Source organism: Micromonospora peucetia, from assembly GCF_900091625.1.
Lineage (GTDB): Bacteria > Actinomycetota > Actinomycetes > Mycobacteriales > Micromonosporaceae > Micromonospora > Micromonospora peucetia.
This window is the reverse complement of record NZ_FMIC01000002.1, coordinates 57,141-80,894: the sequence shown is the minus strand read 5'-3', so window position 1 is coordinate 80,894 and position 23,754 is coordinate 57,141. Positions and strand designations below refer to the sequence as shown.

Genomic DNA, 23,754 nt, shown 5'->3' with positions numbered 1-23,754 from the left:
CGGCCAGGGCGGCGGCCGGATCTCCGGCGAACCCGCCCGTCAACGCGGGGGTGGTCTGGGTGTTCTCGCTCATCAAACGTCCTTTCGACCAGGGGGTTAACGAAGGCTCATCAGGGTGTAGACGCTGGTCCGGGCGCGGTCGTAGCGACGCTGCATCCGCTGCGCCGCGGTGGACACCTCGGCGCAGGAATCGCAGAACCGCACTCCCGCCCGGGCTGCCGCTGACCGCCGAGCCCTGCCGAACATGAGGATCCCCTTCCCGCGACGCCTGTCTTGACGTCCGTCGAAGCAAAGATTTGCACGCTGCTTAGACATCTGTCAACCTAGAGGAATGTCAAAGCAAGCGGCGTCGCTTCCCGTCATCGACCTCACCGCAGACACGCCGTGCTGCCCGCCGCTGGCGCAGCGCCGGGTGCCGGCCGAGACCGCCGCCGTTCTCGCGCCAGCGTTCAAGGCACTCGGTGACCCGGTGCGGTTGCAGTTGATGTCGATGATCGCTTCCGCCGAGGGCGGGGAGGCGTGCGTCTGTGACCTGACCCCCGCATTCGACCTGACCGGGCCGACCATCTCGCATCACCTCAAGACGCTGCGCGAGGCAGGCCTCGTCGATGCCGAGCGGCGGGGCACCTGGGTGTACTACCGGGCCCGGCCCGCCATCCTGCGCCAACTCGCCGCACTGCTCACCGTCGAACCGGCCGCCGCCGCGTAAGCCGTGGCTGACGCCCCGCGCCGTGCAGGCCCTCGGCCAAGCCGGTGACGACGTGGGTGGCGTCGCGGCCGATGCCGCGCAGGGTGTTCGACGAGAACGACCGCTGAAATGGACGGAAGCGCTTGTGAGTACCAGCACCACCTCCCAGACCGACCCGGGCGAAAGTGCCGTCGTCGGCCGCCTGTCCCGACTCGACCAGTTCCTGCCGATCTGGATCGGGCTGGCCATGATCGCCGGACTGCTCCTCGGCCGGCTCATTCCCGGCCTGAACAGCGCGCTGGACTCGGTGAAGGTGGCTGGGATCTCCCTACCGATCGCGATCGGCCTGCTGATCATGATGTACCCGGTGCTGGCGAAGGTCCGCTATGACCGGCTCGACACCGTCACCGGCGACCGCCGACTGCTGATCTCCTCACTGGTCATCAACTGGCTCGTCGGCCCCGCCGTGATGTTCGCCCTGGCCTGGATCTTCCTGGCCGACCAGCCCGAGTACCGCACCGGCCTGATCATCGTCGGCCTGGCCCGCTGCATCGCCATGGTCATCATCTGGAACGACCTCGCCTGCGGCGACCGCGAAGCCGCAGCCGTCCTGGTCGCGCTCAACTCCGTCTTCCAGGTCCTCGCCTTCGGCCTGCTCGGCTGGTTCTACCTCTCCGTACTTCCCGACTGGCTGGGGCTCTCCGGCGCCGACTTGACCATCTCGGCCTGGGACATCGCCCGCAACGTGCTCATCTTCCTCGGCATCCCACTGCTCGCCGGCTACCTCACCCGCCGCCTCGGCGAACGCGCCAAGGGCCGCGACTGGTACGAGGCCCGCTTCCTGCCCAGGATCGGCCCGACCGCCCTCTACGGATTGCTGTTCACCATCGTGATCCTGTTCGCCCTGCAGGGCGACGCCATCACCAGCCACCCCCTCGACGTGGTCCGCATCGCCCTGCCCCTGCTGGTGTACTTCGCCCTCATGTGGGCCGGCTCCTACGCGCTCGGCCGCGCCATCGGCCTCGGCTACGAACGCACCACCACCCTGGCCTTCACCGCCGCCGGCAACAACTTCGAACTCGCCATCGCCGTCGCCATCGGCACCTTCGGCGTCACCTCCGGCCAAGCCCTCGCCGGAGTCGTCGGCCCACTGATCGAGGTACCCGTCCTCGTCGGACTGGTCTACGTCTCCCTCTGGGCGCGCCGCCGCTTCTTCACCTCCACCTCATCCGATGCAGCCCACGCCTGACCGGTAGGGAAACCACCATGAGCGACAAGCCCAGCGTCCTGTTCGTCTGCGTCCACAACGCCGGCCGCTCCCAGATGGCCGCCGGCTGGCTGCGCCACCTCGCCGGCGACACCGTCGAGGTCCGCTCTGCCGGCTCCGCCCCCGCCGAGGCGGTCAACCCCGCCGCCGTCGAAGCCATGCGCGAGGTCGGCATCGACATCACCGACCAGACCCCCAAACTGTTGGAGTACGCCACCGCCGAGTCGTCCGACGTCATCGTCACCATGGGCTGCGGCGACGCCTGCCCGGTCTTCCCCGGCAAGCGCTACGAGGACTGGAAGCTCGACGACCCCGCCGGCAAGGGCGTCGCAGCCGTCCGGCCGATCCGCGACGAGATCCGTACCCGGGTGGAGACGCTCCTCGCCGAGCTACGCCCCATCACCTGAGCCCTCATCAGCAGATCGTCACGCCGAGCCGACCGGACGGGTGCAGAAGGCTCCCTACCGGCGAACTCACCGTGATCCAGCCCTCGTTTCACGGCCTACCGGTGGTGTTGCTGCAACGATGCAAGACGTGGGAACTGCGGAAACTGCGATGCCTGCCATCTCGCCGCTTGCTGGCGAGCCGATCAAGCGCGCCGATGCCGAACGGCTCGCGGGAGTTTTGAAGGCCTTCGCCGACCCGGCCCGGCTGCGACTGCTCAGTCTGATCCAGTCCGCTCCGGAGGGCGAGGCGTCCGTGAGTGACCTCACCGCGCCGCTTGGGCTCTCCCAGCCGACCGTGAGTCATCACCTTCGGATCCTCACCGAGGCCGGCCTGCTCGAGCGCGAGAAGCGCGGTGTCTGGGCGTACTACCGCCTGGTGCCGTCCGCGATCGCGGCGATCGCCGAACTGTTGACGCCACCCCGCAAACGGGCGACGAAGAAGACCCGCTGACTGGCACCGTCGAAGACCGGCGCCATGCCAACTGACCCGGCAGGTGTCAGGTCGAGCGGTCGGTTGGTGGCAGGATCGGGTCGATGGGCTGGGCGGGGCTGTTCTCGGCTTCGAACCAGTCGGCGAGTTTGAACCTGCTGCCGCACATACCGCATCTGGCCCGGCCGAACAGGTATGTGAGGCCGTGGGCGAGAGCCGTGTCGCCGCCAGCGGCTGCGGTGTCGTACATCCACCGACCGATCCCCGTCAGGTCCTGTGCGGTGATGGGGTCGAGCGGAAGGCGGCTGATGTCGCCGTTGTTGTGGTCGCGGATCGCCGAGTAGTGGCCGTATTCGCCGATGACGATCGCTAGACGGGTCGCGCAGTGTGGGCAGCTGAGATGGTAGTGCTCATCGGTGAAGCCCAGGCTGATCGAGGCCCAGAACGGGATGCCTCTGCTGATCTCATCGCTAGTCGTCGTTGGAAAACAGCGGATCGTCAGCGAACGCCCCACGGATGCGCTGGTCCCGCCCGTCGGATCGGTGGGTGTAGAGGTTCAGCGCAGGGGCACGACAGCGGCCCTGCCCGCGGGCGGGTTGTCGAAACCTGACCGGCGAGCGGCACTTCCGCTGAGCGGCCGGTCGATTCCGGCCGTCGGCACACACCATCGGCTTGGAGAGCTTCCTGTTCTCCAGGGCGTTCCGGCCTACTCCGATGCGGCCCGTCGCGGGCCGTGAGGGCCTCCGCGACGCCGCTTGAGAATCATGCCGGGCATCAGGTGGGACTGCGCTTCGCTGTGAAAGTCACGAGCCGCCGGTCAGCCCGCCCTTCCAGAGGCCTTCGAAGAAGAGGGAGGCGTCGACCGGTACGCCGGTCATCGTCTCCAGCACCGCGGCGGCGCGTTGCGAAAAGGTCAGGTCGGTGCGGGAACGAGGTCCGCCGACACCGAACGTGGCGACGACGGGCTCGGGTGGCGTTCCCCAGACTCTGCCGGTGATCAGGTCGATCGTCGCGTTCACGTGCCCGTCCACGGCGAACGTCGCGTTGACCTGGTTCGGGTCGGACATGACGGAGCAGGCGGCGCCGCCTGCGGCGGAGAGTTGGGAGAGCACGGCCTGGTCCAGGCCGACCCAGCCGGTCGTCGCCTCCAGTTCAAGGGCGATCGTCCACTGCGGGGTCAGCTGTTTCGCCAGTAGCAGCACCGACCGATCATCCGCCCGCCGCGCGGAGAGCCGATCGGCGACCAGCTGCACCGCGTCGGGAATGTCGCGGGGCTGAGCCACACCCATGCGCTGGAGTGTCTCCTCGGCACGGAGAGGAGTGACGGTGATGCACCACCCTTCGCCGAGCGCCTGGTTGAGGTTGAGCGGTTCCGGCATGGGTGACCTCCGGGCGGTGGAGCCTCGTGGCCGCGAGGCCCCACCGGGCTCGTCAGCCTCGGATATTGACGTAGAACTTGTCGTTGACCTCGAACGGCTGGTCAAGGCCAGCGTCCCAGGCCAGGATCCTATCGTCGACGTAGTAGGCGATCAGCTTGCCGCCAGCGACGCTGTTGTCGTGTTGCTTGACCGCCTCGACCGAGAAGTTGAAATCGGGATTCTCCGGGTCGGGATGTCCCGCGCCCTCCAGGGTCGAGGCGAACGGGTACTCGTCGCACTGCTCCTCAGGGGTCTTGGGCGGCACGGGCAGCCCGGTCAGCTGGTACATGTGCCCGTACGGCGGCAAGCCGTAGCAGGCGCCGTTCTTATGGTCGCTGTTCGCCTGCACCAGCGTCGGGTGTAGTTCCTGCGTAATTCTGTGCAGCGCCGGCGCGGTGTTGTTGCCGGGGAAGAACTTGCCCGGAATGCTCTTGTCACGCGGCCATGGAACGCCGTCCGGCGCCAGCATCGGATAGGTGTCGTTCGGGTCGTTCTGAGCTCTCCAGATGTGCAGCGACACGTCGGTGTAGTCCGACACCAGATCGTAGGTCAGGTGCGGGATGGTCTCCGCGAATATGCATGCCTTCGGGTAGCGCGTGCCGAACCTCTGGAAGTATGTGGCCGAGTCGCAGCGCACGAGCCGCGGTGCGCTGTTGCCTGGCCGGATCGTGCGGTACTCCCTGGAGTCCGTGAAGGCCGACACGTACCAGCGATTGAATGACAGCTTGTCCCGGCCGGCGGTCACCACCTCGTGGTTGTAAACGTCCCAGTAGTACCAGCGGGTGTTGTTGTCCCACGTTATCCAGGCCATCGTCGCCGGGCCCCGGGAGGCGTGGCAGATCTCGAATTCCTCGCTGCAATGGGAGATCAGGCTCAAGGGCACGTAGGGTGCGACGAAGATGTTGTCGATCGGTCCCCAGTCGTAGTCGACCGAGTCTCTCTCGAGCCTGGAGAACACCCGTACTCTGCGCTCCTTGTCGTCGCTCTGGGTGAAGACCTCCAAATTCGCCGTCGTGGTGCCTTCCTTTTCGATGGGAATGCCCTTGTTTGTCGATCTCCCAGTACTCGGCCGTCATTTTGATTTTGGCACAGTAGGTGAACCGGTTGTGGACACGACCGATGCCGCGGTCGGCGCCGCCGGCGTCGAAACATTCCTTGACGTGGCTGGCGGCGGGCTGTTCGCCGATCGGCGCGGCGACCATGGTGCGCGGCGACGACGCCTCGGACGCGGGCCTGGCGGGCTCCGGGTGCGCCGCAATCTGCCGGTTGGCCTCCTGCTGCGCGTCGAGCAGCGACAGCGCCGGCACCCGCTGCCGCTGGTCGTACCGATCGGCGCGCTCTGCGGGCTGGGGATCGGTCGGCCGGGCCGGCGTCGGCGCACCGAACTGCTGCCCCTGGGCGCGCAGCCGATCGAGGTCGTCCCCTCGGATGCCGATGGTTGTCTTGACCGTGAGGCTGGCATCGTCAGCGACCTGCCGGTGCGCCTCCGGGGCAGCGTGTGCGGGTACGGACAGCGGTGCCGCGGCGGTCAGTAATGCAACCGCGATGGCAGCCACCCCTGTACGTGGGTGGCGAAGATGGCGGTGAAACACGTTACCTCCCTGATCGTTGCTTTCGGCCGGCCGTTTACCTGCACGCGACATCGATACAGAATGATCGCGACGGAATCGGAACAAGGATCACGTGACACGCGTCTCCGCAGGCGGCGCCCGCTCACTGGCGACGTGCCGTCATGGGTGCACGGAGAGCAACTCTCCACCGAACCAGGCCCCCGTCGGTAGGTCGCAGTACTCGGATCGGAGTACGAACGACTCAATGTCAACGACGATTCGTGGCGCGAGTCAACGCATGTGTCAGACCAAGGACATCGCGTTCACGCAGCATACGATGCGACGGCGACCCCGCGAGGTGTCAGATAGGCGACCTCGCCATGCGATTGACGATAGTGAATACGTATCGATATGCTGCACTGCGCTTTTTGGCTGTTCGCGCCGGATCTTCTCCCGAGGTGTGGGCATGGGTCGAGGGGGGACAGGGCCTCCACGGACGCCAACTGGCAGGAGTCGGCCGAGCGTTCGGGCGATCCGGGGTGAGCCATTGCCGCGCAATGCCGAGATGGACGCTCTGGGCCACGGGTCAGGACCGGCGACGGATCACGGTTGACCGCCGGAGTGATCGTCGAGGTCACCGATGAGGCGGCCCGACGCTGAACCGCACCTCAGGTGATCAGGCGGTCGGGTGCGAGAGCGCCACGGCAATCGCCGGTCCGAACGCGACGCTGAGCAGGTAGGCGAGGTTGAACAGACCCAGGGCCTCGGCCCGGTGGGAGGCGGATACGACGCCGGTCGCATGCAGGGCGAGGACGCCTTGGCCGGTCGCGGCGGCCAGGGAGCCGAGCGCCATCGCCGCGAGCAGCAGCGGTACGGCGGTGGTAGCCGCCGCCAGCAGCGTCGCGGCGGCGCCGGTGGCGAGCAACGCGGCGGCCGTGACGCGGCGTGGCACCCGCCCGGACGCCGCGACCAGGAACGCGGAGCAGAAGCCGCCGAGCAGGTACGGCGCCAGTAGCACGATCCCGCTCCGGGTGCTCTCCCACCCCGCGTGCTGTCGCAGCAGGTCCGGCGCGGAGTAGAGCAGGGCGAAGTTCACCACTCCCAGCGCGAAGGCCAGCACACACGCCGCGAGGAACCGGCCGTTGCGTGCCACCGCGGCAGACAGGAAGCCGTCCGGACGGACCTTGATCCAGGTCACCAGCAGAAGCAGCAGCGCTACGGTGGCCGGGCCGGTCACCAGCGGTCGGTGCGGAATGAGGACGGCTGCGGTGACCAGCATGGCCAGGAGAGCCATGCCGAGGGGATCGAACGACGCCGGCGCCGCGTCCGGCGAGGTGGAGCCGCGGCGAGCCGCGGGCACGGCGAGCACCGCCAGCAGCGGCAACGCCAGCGCCACCTGCCACGAGGAGATGTCGGCAACCAGTGCGCCGGTCAGCGGACCGGTAGCCCCGACGACCGCCAGCGATGCGGCGACCACCCCCATCTGCCGGGCCGAGTCGGCCAGTTTCATCGCCGTCACAGTGAGGCCGGCAGACCCCAGTGCCTGCACCGCCGCACCGACCACCAGCGCCGGCATGCTCGGCACCAGCACGAGGAGGAGCGTCCCCGCGGCCACCAGCGCGGCCGCGACGGTCAGGACCGCTCGTACGCCGCGACGGGCCAGCAGCGCCGCCAACAGCGGCGTCCCCAACGCGATCCCCCAGCCGAAGGCGGTTACCCCGGCGGCCGCGGACTCTTCCCCGGTACCCGTTGCGCGCGCCAGGTCGTCGAGGAGCAGGGCCGGTGCGGCAATCCCGTACGACAGCGGACCGGCCAGCAGGGCGAGCCAGGGTGTGGCCACCCGCCCTGATGTGAAATGCCTGTGGCCGTGAGCAGCTCGGCGCGGCTGTAGACGATCCATCTCATTCCTCCGGTGTCGGCTCGGTTCAGCCTGACCGGGGTTCCTTACCGCCGGCTGACGGCCGGCTGACGTACGCGTCGGTGACGTCGGCGCCGCGTCCCGGTGAGCAGGCCGACGGTCGACGGACGTACGCGGGGCGGGGCAGCTGTCTGGCTAGTGTGAAGCCGTGAGGTTCGGAGTGCTGGGCGAGATCGCGGTGTGGACGTCGGACGGCAAACCTGTCGCCGTGCCCGGCCTGAAGGTTCGTGGTCTCCTGGCTGACCTGCTGGTTCATGAGGGACGCCCGGTGACCGCCGACCGGCTGATCGAGGATCTCTGGGGTGACGAGGCGCCGGGCAACGCGCTCGGGGCACTCCAGACCAAGGTGTCGCAGTTGCGCCGCGCGCTGGGGGCGGGTGAGGCGGGTGGCCGTGCGCTGGTCGAGTCCGGTGACGCCGGCTACCGGCTGCGGACGTCGTCGGAATCGGTCGACGCCGGTCGCTTCGCCGCCCTGTTGGCACGTTCGGGTGCGCAGCGGGAGCCAGCCGGTCGGGCGGCAGCGCTGACGGAGGCCCTGTCGCTGTGGCGCGGTTCCCCGTACGCCGACTTCGGTGACGAGCGATTCGTGCGCCAGGCGGCCGAGCGGCTCAACGACCAGCGCCTGGCCGCGCTGGAGGAGCTGGCCGAGGCCCGGCTCGACCTTGGTGAGCACCACCTGCTCGCCGGTGAGCTGGCTGACCTGGTCGCCCGCCACCCGTGGCGTGAGCGACTACGGGCCGCGCACCTGCGCGCCCTGTACGGCTCGGGACGCCAGCACGAGGCCCTGTCCACCTACGAGCAGTTCCGTCGGCAGGTGCGCGACGAACTTGGCATCGATCCCGGCCAGGAGTTGGCCGAGCTGCATCGGGCGATCCTGCGCCAGGATCCCGCCCTGCAACCGCCGGCACCGCCGTCGACTCCGGCCCGAACCAACCTGCCGGCACCTCTGTCACCCGGTCCGTACGGCGGACTGATCGGGCGCGACACGGCCGTCGAGGCGGTACGGGAGCGGCTGACGAACGAGCGGCTGGTCACCCTGACCGGTCTGGGCGGGGTAGGAAAGAGCCGGCTGGCACTCGAGGCCGCTCGTGTGCTGGCCGACACGTTCCCCGCTGGAGTGTGGCTCGTCGAGCTGGCTGGCCAGCCGCACTGCGGCGACCAGGCGACCTGCACCGAGGTAGTCGACACGGTGGCGGCGACTCTTGAGATCCGGGACGACAGCCCGCCCGGCCTGCCCGGTGATCGACCACGTGAGCCGATGGACCGGCTGGTCGCCGCGCTGCGAGATCGGCGAATGCTGTTGCTGCTCGACAACTGCGAACACGTGGTGGCGCCGATCGCTCAACTGACCGAGAGACTTCTCGGCGCCGCGGCCAACCTGCGCATCCTGGCGACGAGCCGCGAGCCGCTCGGAATCCCCGGCGAGGTCGTCCTTCCGGTGCCGCCGCTGGCCCTGCCGGAGCCCGGAGCTACCGCGGAACAGATCGCCGGGGCCCCGGCGGTTCGGCTTTTCGTAGCCCGTGCCCGCGCCACCGAGCCAGGGTTCACCGTCGACCAGCGGAACAAGGACACGATCTCCACCATCTGCCGGCGTCTCGACGGCGTACCGCTGGCGCTGGAACTGGCCGCGTCCCGGCTGTCCGTTCTCGACCCGAGCGAGCTTGCGGCGCGGCTCGACGATCGCTTCCGACTGCTGTCCTCCGGCCGGCGTACCGCGCCCCCGCGTCAGCAGGGGCTTCGCGCCATGCTCGACTGGAGTTGGGAGTTGCTGTCACCTCCCGAACGCGCGGTGCTGCGCCGGCTGGCGGTCTTCGCCGACGGCGCCACCCTGGCAGCCGCCGAGCAGGTGTGCCCGGGCGGGCCGGTGGCATCAGACGAGGTCCTCGATGTGCTGGCACGCCTGATCGACCGATCGCTGGTCATGGTGCGGCACGACGAGAGTCCGCGACGCTATCGGCTGTCGGAGACGGTGGGTGCCTACGGTCTCGAACAGCTCGACAGCGCCGGCGAACTGCCCGCAACTCGTCGCCGTTACGCCACGTGCTTCGCCGGTCTCGCCGAGCAGGCCGCCGGGCGGCTACGTGGTCATGATCAGAGTCGCGCGCTACGCGAACTCGACGCCGAGAACGCAAACCTCCGGGCGGCGCTCGACGTCGCCGCCACCGACGGTCAGGCCGGCGTGGGCTTGGCGCTCGCCACCTCGTTGTCCTGGTACCGGCTGCTCCGGGGTCGGTTCGGAGAGCTGAGCCGGTCACTGCGAACGGCGTTGGACATCGTCCCGAGGAGCGAGGACGACGTCGCACCGGACGCCCTGCGGCGAAATGCGGACATGTGGCTGACCGCCCTCGCCACCCGCGACGGTGACCCGACCGCTCCCCGGCAGCGGATCCTGGAGCGCTACCAGGACGCCGACGGGCCGGAGAAGGCGTTCGCGCAGTGGTTGTTCGCCTTCATGATGCTCGGCTCCGGAGATCCGGACGAGGCCGCCGTCCTGGTCAACGCGGCGCTGGCGGCGTTCCGCGCCAACGGGGACCGGTGGGGCATCGCTGCCGCCTGCGCCACCCGAGCGGACCTCGCGCTCGTACTCCGCAGCGACCTGCCCGCTGCGCAGCGTGACTGCGAGACCAGTCGGTCGCTGTTCGGGCAACTGGGCGACCGCTGGGGACAGGTGCATCCGACGAGCCTGTTGGGGACCCTGGCCGAGATCCACGGCGACTACGACCAAGCCGCCACGCGCTACCGGGAGGCGCTGCGCATCGCCGAACACCTGCGGCTGTGGACGTCGGTGTCCCGGCAGTTGGCAAGCATCGGCCGGCTCGCCATATTGAGCGGCGACCTCGACGAGGCCACCGTCAATCACGACCGCGCGCTACAGGTGGCGCAGGAACAGTCGAGCCGCTCCGCCGCCGCCTTCGCCGGCACGGGCCTGGCAATGATCGCCCGACGGCGGGGCGACCTCGACGCCGCCGAGACCCAGCAGCGTGACCTGCTCGACTGGAACCGCCGCGCCGGCTACCTGCCAGGCTGCGCGCTCGCGCTGGCCGAGTTGGGGTTCATCGCGGAGCACCGCGGTGATGCTGTCCTCGCCGAGCGCCGGCACCGTGGGTCGCTCGACGCGGCGCGTGCCACCGGAGATCACCGAGCAGTCGCCCTGGCCCTCGAGGGACTGGCCGGGGCCACCAGCCTCGGCGGTGGCCATCGCCTCGCCGTGCGGCTGCTCGCCGCGGCCCGGACGTTGCGCGAGGCCGCCGGAGCGCCGCTGCCCCCCGGCGAGCAGCATGACGTCCAGCGCATCACCTTCCGCCTCCGGGAGGCGCTCGGCAGCCAGGAACTCGCTGCCGAGATGAGCCGCGGCGCACAGCTTGACCTCGACGAACAGGCGCTCAGCGACGTCGGTAAGGGGATGGTCAGCGAACGGTAAGCCTGCTCGGCACGGTTGACCGAGAACCGAGCCGACCTCAGGAGGCAACCGTGCAGACCGATGCCAGGATCGCCGTCATCTATTACTCCGCCACCGGCACCGTGCACCGGCTCGCGCAGGCATTTGTCGACGGAGCCGCCGACGCCGGCGCGGAGGTCCGCCTGCGCCGGGTGGCAGAGTTGGCACCGGAGCAGGTCGTCGATGCCAAGCCGCAGTGGCGAGCCCATCTCGACGCCACTGCCGATATCCCGCTCGCCACCCTGGACGACCTTCGGTGGGCCAACGGGTACGCCTTCGGCACGCCGACCCGTTTCGGAAACGTCTGCTCCCAGCTGCGCCAGTTTCTCGACACCACGACTGCCCCGTGGCAGGCGGAGGAACTGGCCGACAAGCCGGCGACCGGCTTCACCGCCACCTATGAGGAACACGGCGGCCAGGAGGCGACCCTGCTCAGCCTCTACCAGACCTTCCACCACTGGGGGGCGATCATCCTGCCCACGGGCTACCTGAACTACGACACCGCTCACGCCGCTGGCGGAAACCCGTACGGCGTCAGCCTGGTGGAGAGCCGCGCCAGCCGGGATCCCGAGTACGCCAAAGCTGTCCTCGAGATGGCCTGCTTCCAGGGCGCACGCCTCACCCGCATGGCAGCCGCTGTCGCCGCCGTCCGCGCCGACAGCCAGCTCGGTTAAGAGCCCGCTGCCGTGGACCAAGGAGAAAGACCTGTGTCATCGGACGCCCTCGAGACCGACACCCGGAAGGCCGGGGCCAGGGAATGGCTCGGGCTCGCCGTGCTCGCCCTGCCCACCCTGCTGATCGCCCTTGACCAGAGCGTGCTGTATCTGGCCCTGCCGCACCTCGCTGAGGAGCTGAACCCCACCGGCACCGAGCTGTTGTGGATCATCGACATCTACGGCTTCATGATCGCCGGCTTCCTTGTCGCCATGGGCAGGCTGGGGGACCGGGTCGGCCGGCGCAAGCTCCTGATGATCGGTGCCGCGGCCGTCGGCGTCACCTCGGTGCTGGCGGCCTACTCTGGCAGCGCCGAGCAGCTCATCGTCAGCCGAGCGTTGCTCGGCATCGCCGCCGCGACGCTGATGCCGTCCACCCTCGCTCTGATCAACAACATCTTCCACGACCCTTACCAGCGCGGCCGTGCCATCGCTGCGTGGGCAGGCTGCTTCATGGGAGGCACCGCGCTTGGTCCGGTGATCGGCGGCACGCTGCTGGAGTTCTTCTGGTGGGGCTCGGCATTCCTGCTCGGCGTGCCCGTCATGGTGGCCCTGCTGATCGTCGCGCCGGTCGTACTGCCGGAGTACAAGGACCGCAACGCCGGCCCGCTCGACCTGCCAAGCGTCGTGTTGTCGCTGGCATCGATCCTGCTGATCATCCATGGGCTGAAGGAGCTTGCACGCCACGGCGTTGAGCCGACGCCAGCCGCCACGCTCGTCGTGGGCGTGGCCGTCGGCGCGGTGTTCGTGTGGCGGCAGCGTAAGCTCGCCGATCCGCTTCTGGACCTGGATCTCTTCAGGGTCGGCACATTCACCGCTGCGTTGTTGATCCTGTTGGTCTCGATGATCGGCACCGGTGGCGGCTACCTCTTCATCACCGGGTTTCTCCAGATGGTGGAGCGGCTCTCGCCGTTGGAGGCGGGTCTGTGGATGCTCCCGGCGGCCATCGCATCGATCATCGCCTCGCAGCTGGCTCCGATCTTCGCCAGGCGGTACCGGCCCGGCAGCGTCATCGGGGTGAGCCTGCTCATCGGTACGATCGGCTACCTGGTGCTCGCCCTGGTTACTCCGGGCGGGCGGCCGATGCTGATAGCCGGCTTCGTGATCGTCTTCATCAGCGTCGGCACGGTCGGTGCACTCGGCACGAACCTGGTCGTCGGATCCGCCCCACCAGAGCGGGGCGGGTCGGCGGCGGCCCTCTCGTCGATCGGCGGTGACCTGGGCACTGCGCTCGGTGTCGCCATGCTCGGCAGCCTCGGCGCCGCGGTCTACCGGGGGTCGGTCGAAGTGCCCGACGGCACGCCGACGGCCGCCGCGAGGGCCGCTGAGGAAAGCATGGAAAGTGCTGTCACGGTCGCCCAGGACCTGCCGGCCAACGCCGCTGCGGAGTTGCTGTCCGCCGCCGGGACGGCCTACACCAACGGACTCAACGTGATTGGCCTCGCCTGCGCTGTCATCGCCGCGATCAGCGCGACCATCGCGTTCACCATTCTGCGCAGGAATCGCGATGCCGTAGTGCCAGGCGAGGCTTCGACACCAGCGGGGAAGGCGTCGGCGGCGACTGAGGGCTCGCTCTCCGCCACCTGACGCACCTGGACCACCTGAGTGAATGACGAAAGGAACATCATGACGACAACGAAAACCGACGGCCTGAATGACCGGGCCAGCCAGGTCACCGTGCTCGGTCTCGGTGACATGGGATCGGCGATCGCCAAGACGCTCATCAGCCGCGGATACCGTACGACGGTCTGGAACCGGACCGCTAGCAAGAGTGCGCCGTTGGTCGACGCCGGTGCCACGGCGGCTACGACGGCTGCGGAGGCGGTGGCTGCGAGCCCGCTCGTCGTGGTCTGTCTACTCGACAGCACAGCGGTTGACGAGGTGCTGGGTTCCGTCGATGCTGCGGTCACCGGCAAGGTGCTGGTGAACCTGACGAGTGGCTCTCCCAGCCAGGCGCGGGCGAATGAGCGCTGGGCGAGTGAGCGCGGCGCCGAGTACCTCGATGGCAAGATCATGGGAGATCCGCCGTACGTGGGCACGCCAAACGTCATGTTCCTGTTCAGCGGTTCCCGCAGCGCGTTCGATGCTCACGAGCCACTGCTGCGGGAGTTGGGCACTGTCGTCTATCACGGGGAAGAAGCTGGCTCGGCCGCCGTGGAGTTCATGGCGCAGGTTGCGATGGGCTACGAGATTCTCATCGGGTTCCTGCACACGCTGAGGCTGGTCCAGGCGGAAGGAGCTGACGTGGCGGAGTTCGCCGAGCGTGTCGCCAGTTCCGTGGCCGCGCTGCCACCGCTGTTGAGCTCGATCGGCAAGGCGGTCAAGAGCGGCGAGTACCCACCAGATCTTGGTTCGCTCAACGTCCAGGCCGCGCTGATGGACGACCTGATCAGCCATCGGGAATCCATCGGCGTGGAAGCCGTGCGGATGCGAGAGGTCAAGGACCTGATGGATCGCCGGATCGCTGGCGGCTTCGGCGCTCAGGGATTCTCGAGCTTGTTCGAGCTGTTGGCGAAGTCATGATGGCGGTTGCTCAGCGCTCGGGGGACGCCACAGGCCGCAGCGTCGCAAATTCCCTGTAGGGCGTGCATTTTGAGGCCCGGGTGGGGCCACACCGGCGCCCGGATGTGGCGAGGTCTCCGGTAAGGGGTTGTTCGGCGAGAACAAGCCTGAACCGGAGGCCTCGCGGCACTTACTGAACGTTGTTCACTGGCCTTGGTGCTGCGTCTGACCAGGCCAGCCCAGGGGCGCGGGGTCGAAGGGAAACGCGACGTCAACACATTCGTCTTCGTCGTCGGCTGTGGCCCAGTGGGGGTAGTAGACCTCCCGTGCGGACGCGCTGAGCGTCCGGCCCCGGTCGTCGAGCCATGCTCCAACGGCGTCGTAGGCCTGCAGGATCGATGGGTACGCCGCCTGCGCCTTTCTGAGCAGGATGTATGCCTCGCGGTGTGCCTGCTCGATGCGTACCCCGATCGACTGGACGACGTGCTGCGTGGTCTGCTTCGACTCGGCGCCAGTACGAATCGACGGCTCTGGCGGCTTGCGGGCCGGGAAGCGCGAGCACGTCGGCGATGTCGACCAGCGGCACCCCGATCCCGCGTAGGAGGGCGATCCGCCGGGCACGGTCGAGTTCGGCCGTGCCGTAGTAGCGATAGCCGGTTCGAGCGTCGACGTGCGCCGGATCCAACAGACCGCGTTCGTTGTACAGCCGCAACGCCTTGAGGCTCAGTCGCGACTGCGTTGCGAACTCACCCGTGGTCAACAACCGGGACATGGCCGCGAGTCTGAGGCCAGCCCCATGGGCAGGGTCAAATCGACATGCATGTGCCGTGGCCCGCCGAGCCGGTCCGTGGGGGAGGTGGTCGTATGGCGCTGTCCCGCTTGTGGATCCTCCGCCGCCGCACACCGTGGCGGACAACCCCGGTCAACGTTCAAGGCCGCGGCACTAGATCGGGATGTGGCCGCGGCGGACGTGCCAGTGGCGGCCGGCCTTCAGGTGGTCGACGATCGCGCGCTGGAGCGCGGTGCGGCGCGGCAGCTGGTCGAGCGGCGTGGTCAGGGTGCGGAACACGAACCGCAGCACCTCGACGTCGGCGTCCAGCCCTTCCGGCTCCTGGTAGGGCTCCAGTTCGAATCTCCGCTGGAACCGGACGATGTTGGAGTCCCCGGGCAGGTACTCCAGCAACTGCGGGTCGAGCAGCCACGAGCCGCAGGAGAACGCCGCGTAGCGCTCGTCGGGAAAATGGCGCGGGAAGAACGTACGGGCCTCGTCGAGCGACGCCGCGACCGCCTCCGGGGTCATCGGCCCCGACTCGGGGATGTGCAGGGCGATGGCGGTGCCGCCGCGCTGGTGCTGCAGCCGGCCCAGCTCGTAGATGCCGCCACGCGCGTGCAGCGTCAGCCAGTTCTGCATGACCGGCCAGCCCTCGCGGTGCATCCGCCGGTCGATCGCGAGGTTGCGGCCCAGGTCCGCGAGGGTCGCCCACGACACGGTATCGGCGATGCCGTGGTCGCGGTGGTATCCCGTGACGACGTCGACCAGGGCCAGGTACGCGTACACGTAGAGATGCCGCCAGGCGGGGCCCCGTTCGCGCGGGAGCGCCGGACCGGGCGGCAGCCAGCCGTGGCCCCCGAGATCGGCGCGGACCAGGGCGATCGAGCGGTCGAGCAGCCAGCGCAGCTCCGGAGTCCACAGTGAGGAGTCGGGATCGGGCCAGCCCGCCATGATCTCGGCGGCGTCGTCCGGCCGCACGGCGAGCCGGTCGAGGATCGCGGGCGCGTCGGCCTTGGCGGGCAGCGGAGCCGACGGCCGGTCGCTGGCGAGCCGGTGCAGGCGGTCGACGTCCTCGACGGGTACCCCGAGCCGGGCGGCGGTGTCGTCCAGATCCACGCGGACGACCCTACCGGCCGGTCGGCATCTTTCCACGGCCCGTACCGCTCGGGCAGATCCCGCCACGGCGGCCCCGGCAGGCGGGGACCTTGACTTATCGATCGCTGCCGATTTATTTTTTAGGAAACTTTCCTAAAAGGAGGACGCCATGGGTGGTCGTACCGGTCTGCGAAGATCCACCCGCCTGCCGCTGGCCGTCACGGTCCTGCTGGCCGTGGTCGGCGCCATCGTCGCGCCGTCGACCGCAGCCCATGCCGCCGCCGGTCTCACCGCCACCTTCTCCTCATCTGACAACGGCTCGTGGCGGATGGACAAGTACGTCATCAGCAACCCGACGACGACCGCGATCTCCGGGTGGACCCTCGAGTTCGACCTACCGGCCGGGGTGACCATGGGCAACGCCTACCACGGCACCGTCACCCGGGTCGGCAACCGCGTCACGGTCGTCAACGCGCACTACAACGGCACCGTCGCGGCCGGTGGCAGCACCGAGCCGTACAGCTTCTGGTTCATCGCGACCGGGACGGCCGCCGCGCCGACGAACTGTCGGGTCAACGGGAACAAGTGCGACGGCAGCCCCGATCGGGCACCGGGCACGCCGACCGGCCTCACGGTCAGCGGGCGGACCACCAAGACCCTGTCGCTGACCTGGGCCGCCGCCACCGCCACCGACTTCCCGATCGCGGGGTACGACGTGCTGCGCGGCGGGACCGTCGTCGCGTCGGTCACCGGCACTGCGGCGACCGTCGGCGGGCTGACGCCGAACACCTCGTACACCTTCGCCGTCGTGGCCAAGGACACCCGTGGCAACGTCTCGCCGGCGAGCGCCGCCGTGTCGGCCACCACGCTCAACCCGGCCGACGACACCGTCGCCCCGCCGGCACCCGGTGGCCTGCGCAGCACCGCCGTGACCGCCGCCAGCGTCACGCTCGCGTGGAACGCCGTCAACGACGCCAGCGGCATCGCCGGGTACGACGTCTATCGCGGCACCCAGCTCGCCGCCACGGTCAACGGCACGGGCACCAGCATCACCGTCGGCGGACTCACCCCACTGACCGCGTACACGTTCACCGTCCGCGCCCGTGACACCTACGACAACGTCTCGCCCGCCAGCGCGTCGGTCACCGTCACCACCGACGACGTGATGGGCGCCGGCCGGTACGCCAAGGTCGGCTACTTCGTCCAATGGGGAATCTACGGCCGGCAGTACTTCGTGAAGAACCTGGACACGTCCGGCGCCGCAGCGAAGCTGACCCACATCAACTACGCCTTTGCCAACCTCGACCCGGTGAACCTGACCTGCCTGCAAGGCGTCACCCGGGGCACCACCCCGAACCCGCAAGACCCGGACCAGGGCACCGGCGCGGGTGACGCCGACGCCGACTACGGCCGACCGTTCAGCGCGGCGCAGTCGGTGGACGGCGTGGCCGACACCGGCTGGGAGAAGCTGCGCGGCAACTTCAACCAGCTCAAGAAGCTCAAGGCCAAGCATCCGCACCTGAAGATCCTGATCTCGCTCGGCGGATGGACGTACTCCAAGTACTTCTCCGACGCCGCGGCGACCCCCGCGAGCCGGGAGAAGCTGGTCCGCTCGTGCCTGGACATCTACCTGCGCGGCAACCTGCCGGTAGCCGGCAACGCCGGCGGGCCGGGCACCGCGGCCGGCATCTTCGACGGCATCGACCTCGACTGGGAGTGGCCCGGCGCCGAAGGGCACCCCGGCAACCACTGGGGGCCGCAGGACAAGGCCAACAACACGGCGCTGCTCGCCGAGTTCCGCCGGCAGATGGACGAACTCGGCGCGACCACCGGCAAGCGGTACCTGCTGACCGCGTTCACCCCTGCCGATCCGGCGAAGATCGACGCGGGGTGGGACATCAGCCGCACCGACGGCACGCCGAGCGTCTTCGACTACCTCGACTTCGCCAACGTGCAGGGGTACGACTTCCACGGCGCCGGCAGCGACAACTCGTGGGAACCGAACCGCACCGGACACCAGGGCAACCTGTACCGCGACGCGCAGGACCCGTACCCGTTCGAGTTCAGCGTCGAACGCGCCGTGCGGACGTACACCGACGCCGGGGTCAACCCGCGCCAGCTCACCGTCGGCTTCGCCTTCTACGGCCGAGGCTGGCAGGGGGTCGCCGCCGGGACCCTGCCGGGCGGCGGTTCGGCCAACGGGGAGTGGCAGACCGCCACCGGGGCGGCACCCGGCCAGTTCGCCGAGGAGGCGGGCACCCGCGGGTACGCCAACCTGCTCGCGATGGTGCCCGGCTGCACCGTCCAGCACGACACCCAGTCGGTCTCGTCGTACTGCTTCACCGGCAACGGCGGGCAGTGGTGGACCTTCGACGACCCGTGGGCGATCGGCCAGAAGACCACCTGGGCCAAGCAGCAGAACCTGCTCGGCGGCATGATCTGGGAGATGTCCGGCGACACCACCGCCGGCACGCTGATGTCCGCGGTGGACACCGGCCTGCCGTCACCGCGCTGACACCGACCCGGGGGCGGCGGGGCTACCGCGCCGCCCCCGGCCTCGCGGTCAGTCGTCGAGGTCGACGCCGCTGGACCAGGCCAGGGCGATCAGCGCGGTGATTCGGTCGGTGGCACCCCGTCGGACGCCACCGGACAGCGAACGGCAGACCCTTGAAATGCCGCAGTGAATTCACTAGGTTCGATGCTCAGTCACGATCAGGGCCGGCTTCGATTTCAGGAGAGTGACCCCATCGCACACATCGATCTAGGGGTGGACGAGACCGGGTTCCCAGGCATCCGCGGGCCGTTGCGCTTCCGGCCGGAGACCGGCCGACCGCTGCTCGAGCTGGTCGAGGTGCTGCTGCGCGGACCGCACCCGCTCACCGCCGGGGAACGGGAACTGATCGCCGCGTACGTCTCCGGCCGCAACGAGTGCACCTACTGCTGCTCGGCGCACTCGGCGTACGCGGCGGCGCAGCTCGACGAGGGCATGCCCCTGGTCGACCAGGTGCGCGCCGACCTGGACAACGCTCCGATCTCCGCGAAACTGCGCGCCCTGCTGCACATCGCCGCCGCCGTCCAGGTCAGTGGACGCGAGGTCACCCCCGAACTGGTCGCAACCGCCCGTGCCGAGGGCGCCACCGACCTGGAGATCCACGACACGGTGCTCATCGCGGCGGCCTTCTGCATGTTCAACCGGTACGTCGACGGCCTCGGCACCCAACCGGCGGCCGACCCCGGGTGGTACGCGCAGGCGTCCGAGCGCATCGTCAACACCGGCTACCGGCAGGTCGTCTGACGACGATCCGGACGGCGCCACTGGACCGAACCCTGCCCGCCCCACGCGGAGAACCCGGAGCGTCAGGTCATGGCACATATCGACCTCGGCCAGGACGAGCAAGTCTACCTGGGCATCCACGGCCTGATCCGTTACCGGCCGGAGACCGGCCGCCCTCTGCTGGCGCTGAACGAGGCGCTGCTACGTGGACCGCACCCGCTCACCCCCGGCGAACGGGAACTGATCGCCGCGTACGTCTCCGGCCGCAACGAGTGCCGGTTCTGCCAGGGTGCGCACTCGGCGTTCGCCGCCGTACAGCTCGACGAGGGCATGCCCCTGGTCGACCAGGTTCACGCCGACCTGGACAACGCTCCGATCTCCGCGAAACTGCGCGCCCTGCTGCACATCGCCGCCGCCGTCCAGGTCAGTGGACGCGAGGTCACCCCCGAACTGGTCGCAACCGCCCGTGCCGAGGGCGCCACCGACCTGGAGATCCACGACACGGTCCTGATCGCGGCGGCGTACTGCATGTTCAACCGGTACGTCGACGGCCTCGGCACGCTCGTCCCCGACGACCAGGAGTGGTATCTGGGACCGGCCGCGCGGGTCGCCACCCAGGGCTACCTGCCGGTGCTGGATCGCTGACCCGTACCGGTCACCGAAGTTCCATCCGCTAGCCGAATGGGGGCGTGACGTCATGGCACACATCGACCTGGGTGTGGACGAGAAAGAGTTTCCCGGGGTCCGGGGCCCGTTGAAGTACCGGCCGGTGACCGGCAAGCCGATGCTGGAACTGGCCGAGACCCTACTGCGCGGGCCACTCAGCCTGCCGACGGCCGACCGCGAGCTGATCGCCGCGTACGTCTCCGGCCGCAACGAGTGCACCTACTGCTGCTCGGCGCACTCGGCGTTCGCCGCCGCCCTGCTAGACGAGGGCATGACCCTGGTCGAGCAGGTACGCGCCGACCTGGACAACGCTCCGGTCAGCGCCAAGCTGCGTGCCCTGCTGCACATCGCCGGGGCTGTGCAGCACAGCGGACGCAGCGTCACCCCCGAACTGGTCGGGGCGGCCCGGGCTGAGGGTGCCACCGACGAGGAGATCCACGACACGGTGCTGATCGCGGCGGCCTTCTGCATGGTCAACCGGTACGTCGACGGCCTCGGCACGTTCGCCCCGAGTGATCCGGAATATTACGACGAGACGGCCCGGCGGGTTATCAGCGTCGGCTACCGCAACACGGTCTGAATTTGATCTTCAAACCGTGCGCCGCTACTCCCGGTGCAGTCCGGGCCGCAGGTCGCCAGTGCGGCTCAGGTGGAAGCCATCGCTCACGTGACCCTTCCGCCCGGAACCGTGCTGCTTACCGCCGCTTACCGCAACGGCCTGGAAACCCTGCTTTCGGCGAAGTTCCGCATGCCCCCGTACTGGGCGGGACGCCTTCATCGCCGCGGCGAAGTTCACTGCGACTCCCGCACCCCCGGACATCCTCTCCAGCCGCAGAGCGGGCGGGATACGGGACATCACGTACAGGTCCGGCACTGTTGGGCTGTCGCACATCATCCTGGTCGCGTCGTCGTCGACCTGCTGGACCTGATCGTGGTCACGGCATCAGATGGACGCGGATCCGTCTGGCCGTAACCGCCGCATCCTCCAGGACGGCCAGCCGGGGCTCGGCGGATTCGAGCAGGTGCGGATGACGCAGTGGCGCCAGTGGCGACAGACGCCGGTCTGTCAGCACCGCGTCGATCATCGACCGGTCGCCGCCACAGACCAGGGCACTGACTGCATCGTGAGGGTCGGCGACAACACCGGGCGCATGGGGCAGCATGATCCGCGCGGCGATGTCCGCCGCCCGCTGCGTAGCAGCGTTGGCCTGGTTGGCGCGGCGACGTGCGTAGCGCTGCTGTGAGGAACCGCCGGCCGCGGTGCGACCCTGCACGTAGAAGCGTTCGACCTTGGAAACGGTGATGGTCGCACCGTCCGCGACACCGACGGCAACCGCGCCCTTACGGGCCAGCAGCACGGCGATCCGGGGCGGTCGGATGACGCGGGCCAGCAGCGTGTCGACATCCCTCGCGTCGGCGAGCCCTGGCGGCGGATACAGCGTGGCGGTATCACCGTTGCTTAAGCCGGTCAACACGAGGCCCTGCTCGGTGGCGCCGTCGTGACGGCTGTAGAAGCCGTCGAGCCAACCACGAATCCGCTCCGGTGAGATCTCCACCCACCGCCCGCCACCCGCGGCGGGTCGCGCCTTCACCACGTCAACAACCACCTATCGGGAACGGCCGGCCTGCACCCACCATGCTCACATGAAGCGGGCCACGCCATCGAACAGCCCAGCTGATGCCCGGTTCTAGCCGAGACGCGTGCGTCTAGGACCCGAGTCGCTGGACGCATCTGGGGTAGCCCAGATCTACCTGCGATGCAGAACCGTGGATACTGCGACCAGCCACAAGGCGGCAGAAGCCGGAGACCACCGGGCCGCCGTGAAGCTGGTCAACTGGCCGGGTATCCGGGAGGACCACACTGCGATGGAGTCCGTGTACCGGGCGGCGATGACAGCTGGTGACGTTCAGTCGTTGGCGTCTTTGGCGGCGCTGCGCGCCGGCTGACGCCTCGCAGGCACCAAGATCCGGACAAGGCGACGTGGTCAGGCGCTGACCGCAAGAGTGATCGCCAGGACGAGCACGACGCCGTAGCCGGCTATGGAGGTTACGGCGCGGGCGCCGGCAGGCAAACGGGCGCCGGCTATGGACCCGATGACGGCCAAGATCGCCTGCCAGGCCCAGGAGCCGGCGAAGACACCGAGCGCGAACGCCGCCGCGGTCCACAAGCCACGCAACCGATCGCCGAGTCCAGCGGCCAGGACGGTGAAATAGACGGCAGTCAGCGGGTTCAGGGCGGTCAGCGCCACGAACTTGTAGAAGGCGCCGCCGGGGGCGCCGCCCGGGGTGGGCACGTGCGCAGCCGAGCGTGAGCGCACAGCCCGCACAAGCCCACGCAACGCCAACACGCCGAGCACGACAGCGCCCCCCACCCGTACAGCGCCCTGATGTTCCGACAAGACGGCGGTCACAGCTCCACCAGCGATCACCGCGACCGCCGCGTAGACAAGGTCGACGACGGCCACACCGGTGGCACCCGCCAGCGCCGGACGCCACCCCCGCGCCATGCCTTCGTGCAGCAGCAACACGCCCACGGCTCCCAGCGGGACCGCCACACCGAGCCCAGCAACCGCACCAACGCTGAACGCAGCGAGCGCGCCGGAGACGTCCGACGCCAACGAAATATCCAGAATCATGGTGTAACTGTGGGAGGGTCAGTGCTATGCGCGGTCAGCGACCGGACGATGCTGCGATAATCGCAGCCATGGACGCCGTGGACCGCGACATTCTCGACGCACTACGTACGGATGCGCGGATGAGCTACCGCAGCCTCGGTGCCCGGGTCGGCCTGTCGGCCAACGCCACCGCGGACCGCGTCCGCCGGCTGATCGCCACCGGAGTCATCCGAGGCTTCGTCACCCTGACCGACGAGACCGCTACCTCCGACACGCGACTCGACCTGATCGTCGACGCCCGGCTACGCCCGGACACCGACCCTGAGACGTTCGAAGCAGCCCTGGCCCGCCTGCCCTGGATCACCGAAGCGGTCCATGTCACCGGCGCCTGGGACTATCAGCTTCGGGTACGGGTGCCCAACGCCGCCCGCATCGATGAGCTGATCCGCGTCCTCAAGCGTGAGACCGGCGTCGAGGCAACCCAGACACGGCTCGTTCTGCGAACCGCAGCACTCGCTGAAACTGCCACATTCGGCCCGCCCGTCGCGCCCCGCCCACAACAACGCTAGGCGAACGCCCCGCTCCCATGCCCCCGATCGGCCGCCGAGTGGGGTTGAGCCCAACCAGCCGCGTTACGTGTGCCGGATCGAAGTCCGGCCAAACGTCATCCTCCGCGAAAGCCACCCTCAGGTAGGCGCGTTGAACGAACCTGGCCCCGCGGGGCCAGTGACCCGCGGTTCTCGTCGCTAGCCATGGTCGGGAGACCATACGACCTCGGGGAGCCCTACGACATATCCGGCGATCTGTCGTGGCATCCGGCCACGGAGCCTCCGCAAAAACCCGTTTGCGGACCGCGGCGACCACTGCTACTTTCCTGGAGGCCGTGCGAGAGACCGAGGAGGTGGTACCCGTGAACGTATCGACATGGGTGCTCCCCTCTGGGGCCACGGTCGGGCGATAG

The 23,754-nt window shown here is 69.0% G+C and carries 22 protein-coding genes; 14 read left to right on the top strand and 8 right to left on the bottom strand.

Annotation, left to right across the window (positions count from 1 at the left end):
- The first annotated feature begins 331 nt into the window (after window positions 1–331).
- From GA0070608_RS00870 to GA0070608_RS00855, 4 genes are all read left to right on the top strand, one after another.
- Window positions 332–709 carry an ArsR/SmtB family transcription factor gene (locus tag GA0070608_RS00870; protein WP_091619929.1) on the top strand — a complete coding sequence of 126 codons (378 nt, stop codon included), beginning with the start codon at window positions 332–334 and terminating at the stop codon, window positions 707–709.
- Window positions 710–833: 124 nt separating this feature from the next.
- On the top strand, window positions 834–1,937 hold the full coding sequence (gene arsB / locus GA0070608_RS00865) for an ACR3 family arsenite efflux transporter (protein WP_091619926.1): 1,104 nt from the start codon (window positions 834–836) through the stop codon (window positions 1,935–1,937).
- A gap of 17 nt (window positions 1,938–1,954) precedes the next feature.
- Window positions 1,955–2,362, top strand: a complete 408-nt coding sequence (locus GA0070608_RS00860) for an arsenate reductase ArsC (RefSeq protein ID WP_091619922.1) — start codon at window positions 1,955–1,957, stop codon at window positions 2,360–2,362.
- Window positions 2,363–2,480: 118 nt separating this feature from the next.
- Window positions 2,481–2,852 (top strand): ArsR/SmtB family transcription factor, encoded by a 372-nt coding sequence (locus GA0070608_RS00855; protein WP_091619920.1) that lies wholly within the window; start codon window positions 2,481–2,483, stop codon window positions 2,850–2,852.
- Window positions 2,853–2,898: 46 nt separating this feature from the next.
- On the opposite strand, the gene GA0070608_RS00850 is transcribed toward GA0070608_RS00855, so the two are convergent.
- The 3 genes from GA0070608_RS00850 to GA0070608_RS00840 form a co-directional block, all read right to left on the bottom strand.
- Window positions 2,899–3,345, bottom strand: a complete 447-nt coding sequence (locus GA0070608_RS00850; RefSeq protein WP_091619917.1) for a hypothetical protein — start codon at window positions 3,343–3,345, stop codon at window positions 2,899–2,901.
- Window positions 3,346–3,634: 289 nt separating this feature from the next.
- Window positions 3,635–4,210 (bottom strand): hypothetical protein, encoded by a 576-nt coding sequence (locus GA0070608_RS00845; RefSeq protein ID WP_091619914.1) that lies wholly within the window; start codon window positions 4,208–4,210, stop codon window positions 3,635–3,637.
- A 52-nt stretch (window positions 4,211–4,262) separates the two neighbouring features.
- Complete coding sequence (locus GA0070608_RS00840; RefSeq protein ID WP_141719388.1) at window positions 4,263–5,207, bottom strand: NucA/NucB deoxyribonuclease domain-containing protein; 945 nt, start codon at window positions 5,205–5,207, stop codon at window positions 4,263–4,265.
- A 16-nt stretch (window positions 5,208–5,223) separates the two neighbouring features.
- Between GA0070608_RS00840 and GA0070608_RS00835 the strand changes: the two genes are divergently transcribed.
- A complete protein-coding gene (locus tag GA0070608_RS00835; protein WP_141719387.1) occupies window positions 5,224–5,784 on the top strand; it encodes a hypothetical protein in 561 nt (186 codons plus the stop codon).
- Between the two features lie 691 nt (window positions 5,785–6,475).
- Here GA0070608_RS00835 and GA0070608_RS00830 read toward each other — a convergent pair.
- On the bottom strand, window positions 6,476–7,639 hold the full coding sequence (locus GA0070608_RS00830; RefSeq protein WP_245715652.1) for an MFS transporter: 1,164 nt from the start codon (window positions 7,637–7,639) through the stop codon (window positions 6,476–6,478).
- A 226-nt stretch (window positions 7,640–7,865) separates the two neighbouring features.
- Between GA0070608_RS00830 and GA0070608_RS00825 the strand changes: the two genes are divergently transcribed.
- From GA0070608_RS00825 to GA0070608_RS00810, 4 genes are read left to right on the top strand one after another with little or no spacing between them, the layout of a single operon-like run.
- Entirely contained in the window at window positions 7,866–11,138 is a 3,273-nt protein-coding gene (locus tag GA0070608_RS00825; protein WP_245715651.1) for an AfsR/SARP family transcriptional regulator, read from the top strand.
- Between the two features lie 50 nt (window positions 11,139–11,188).
- The gene (wrbA, locus tag GA0070608_RS00820) at window positions 11,189–11,830 is read left to right on the top strand and encodes an NAD(P)H:quinone oxidoreductase (RefSeq protein ID WP_091619893.1); all 642 of its coding nucleotides are present in this window, start codon (window positions 11,189–11,191) and stop codon (window positions 11,828–11,830) included.
- A gap of 33 nt (window positions 11,831–11,863) precedes the next feature.
- Window positions 11,864–13,456 (top strand): MFS transporter, encoded by a 1,593-nt coding sequence (locus GA0070608_RS00815; RefSeq protein WP_091619890.1) that lies wholly within the window; start codon window positions 11,864–11,866, stop codon window positions 13,454–13,456.
- Between the two features lie 39 nt (window positions 13,457–13,495).
- Window positions 13,496–14,392 (top strand): NAD(P)-dependent oxidoreductase, encoded by an 897-nt coding sequence (locus GA0070608_RS00810; protein WP_091619884.1) that lies wholly within the window; start codon window positions 13,496–13,498, stop codon window positions 14,390–14,392.
- A gap of 250 nt (window positions 14,393–14,642) precedes the next feature.
- Here the strand turns inward: GA0070608_RS00810 and GA0070608_RS00805 are convergent, their stop codons facing one another.
- Both GA0070608_RS00805 and GA0070608_RS00800 read right to left on the bottom strand, forming a co-directional pair.
- Window positions 14,643–15,143, bottom strand: a complete 501-nt coding sequence (locus tag GA0070608_RS00805; RefSeq protein WP_091619880.1) for a MerR family transcriptional regulator — start codon at window positions 15,141–15,143, stop codon at window positions 14,643–14,645.
- A 171-nt stretch (window positions 15,144–15,314) separates the two neighbouring features.
- The gene (locus tag GA0070608_RS00800) at window positions 15,315–16,259 is read right to left on the bottom strand and encodes an acyltransferase domain-containing protein (protein ID WP_091619878.1); all 945 of its coding nucleotides are present in this window, start codon (window positions 16,257–16,259) and stop codon (window positions 15,315–15,317) included.
- Between the two features lie 148 nt (window positions 16,260–16,407).
- Between GA0070608_RS00800 and GA0070608_RS00795 the strand changes: the two genes are divergently transcribed.
- From GA0070608_RS00795 to GA0070608_RS00780, 4 genes are all read left to right on the top strand, one after another.
- Window positions 16,408–18,753, top strand: a complete 2,346-nt coding sequence (locus GA0070608_RS00795; RefSeq protein ID WP_091619874.1) for a glycosyl hydrolase family 18 protein — start codon at window positions 16,408–16,410, stop codon at window positions 18,751–18,753.
- A gap of 231 nt (window positions 18,754–18,984) precedes the next feature.
- Window positions 18,985–19,533, top strand: coding sequence for a carboxymuconolactone decarboxylase family protein (locus tag GA0070608_RS00790; RefSeq protein ID WP_091634017.1), 549 nt, complete (start codon window positions 18,985–18,987; stop codon window positions 19,531–19,533).
- Between the two features lie 69 nt (window positions 19,534–19,602).
- Window positions 19,603–20,157, top strand: a complete 555-nt coding sequence (locus GA0070608_RS00785; protein ID WP_091619870.1) for a carboxymuconolactone decarboxylase family protein — start codon at window positions 19,603–19,605, stop codon at window positions 20,155–20,157.
- A gap of 52 nt (window positions 20,158–20,209) precedes the next feature.
- Window positions 20,210–20,758, top strand: coding sequence for a carboxymuconolactone decarboxylase family protein (locus GA0070608_RS00780; RefSeq protein ID WP_091619866.1), 549 nt, complete (start codon window positions 20,210–20,212; stop codon window positions 20,756–20,758).
- 355 nt (window positions 20,759–21,113) lie between these two features.
- On the opposite strand, the gene GA0070608_RS00775 is transcribed toward GA0070608_RS00780, so the two are convergent.
- Window positions 21,114–21,773: an acVLRF1 family peptidyl-tRNA hydrolase gene (locus GA0070608_RS00775; protein ID WP_091619862.1), complete on the bottom strand. Its 660-nt coding sequence runs from the start codon at window positions 21,771–21,773 to the stop codon at window positions 21,114–21,116.
- A 390-nt stretch (window positions 21,774–22,163) separates the two neighbouring features.
- On the bottom strand, window positions 22,164–22,814 hold the full coding sequence (locus GA0070608_RS00770) for a LysE family transporter (RefSeq protein WP_091619859.1): 651 nt from the start codon (window positions 22,812–22,814) through the stop codon (window positions 22,164–22,166).
- 68 nt (window positions 22,815–22,882) lie between these two features.
- On the opposite strand from GA0070608_RS00770, the gene GA0070608_RS00765 reads away from it, so the two are divergent.
- Window positions 22,883–23,362, top strand: a complete 480-nt coding sequence (locus GA0070608_RS00765) for an Lrp/AsnC family transcriptional regulator (RefSeq protein ID WP_091619856.1) — start codon at window positions 22,883–22,885, stop codon at window positions 23,360–23,362.
- The last annotated feature ends 392 nt before the right edge of the window (window positions 23,363–23,754 follow it).

Bases quoted from the DNA above. Each gene is read 5' to 3' on its own strand.
- GA0070608_RS00870 (WP_091619929.1), top strand. From the start codon at position 332: ATGTCAAAGCAAGCGGCGTCGCTTCCCGTCATCGACCTCACCGCAGAC.
- GA0070608_RS00860 (WP_091619922.1), top strand. From the start codon at position 1,955: ATGAGCGACAAGCCCAGCGTCCTGTTCGTCTGCGTCCACAACGCCGGC.
- GA0070608_RS00855 (WP_091619920.1), top strand. From the start codon at position 2,481: ATGCAAGACGTGGGAACTGCGGAAACTGCGATGCCTGCCATCTCGCCG.
- GA0070608_RS00845 (WP_091619914.1), bottom strand. From the start codon at position 4,210: ATGCCGGAACCGCTCAACCTCAACCAGGCGCTCGGCGAAGGGTGGTGC.
- GA0070608_RS00810 (WP_091619884.1), top strand. From the start codon at position 13,496: ATGACGACAACGAAAACCGACGGCCTGAATGACCGGGCCAGCCAGGTC.
- GA0070608_RS00805 (WP_091619880.1), bottom strand. From the start codon at position 15,143: ATGTCCCGGTTGTTGACCACGGGTGAGTTCGCAACGCAGTCGCGACTG.
- GA0070608_RS00795 (WP_091619874.1), top strand. From the start codon at position 16,408: ATGGGTGGTCGTACCGGTCTGCGAAGATCCACCCGCCTGCCGCTGGCC.
- GA0070608_RS00785 (WP_091619870.1), top strand. From the start codon at position 19,603: ATGGCACATATCGACCTCGGCCAGGACGAGCAAGTCTACCTGGGCATC.
- GA0070608_RS00780 (WP_091619866.1), top strand. From the start codon at position 20,210: ATGGCACACATCGACCTGGGTGTGGACGAGAAAGAGTTTCCCGGGGTC.
- GA0070608_RS00770 (WP_091619859.1), bottom strand. From the start codon at position 22,814: ATGATTCTGGATATTTCGTTGGCGTCGGACGTCTCCGGCGCGCTCGCT.
- GA0070608_RS00765 (WP_091619856.1), top strand. From the start codon at position 22,883: ATGGACGCCGTGGACCGCGACATTCTCGACGCACTACGTACGGATGCG.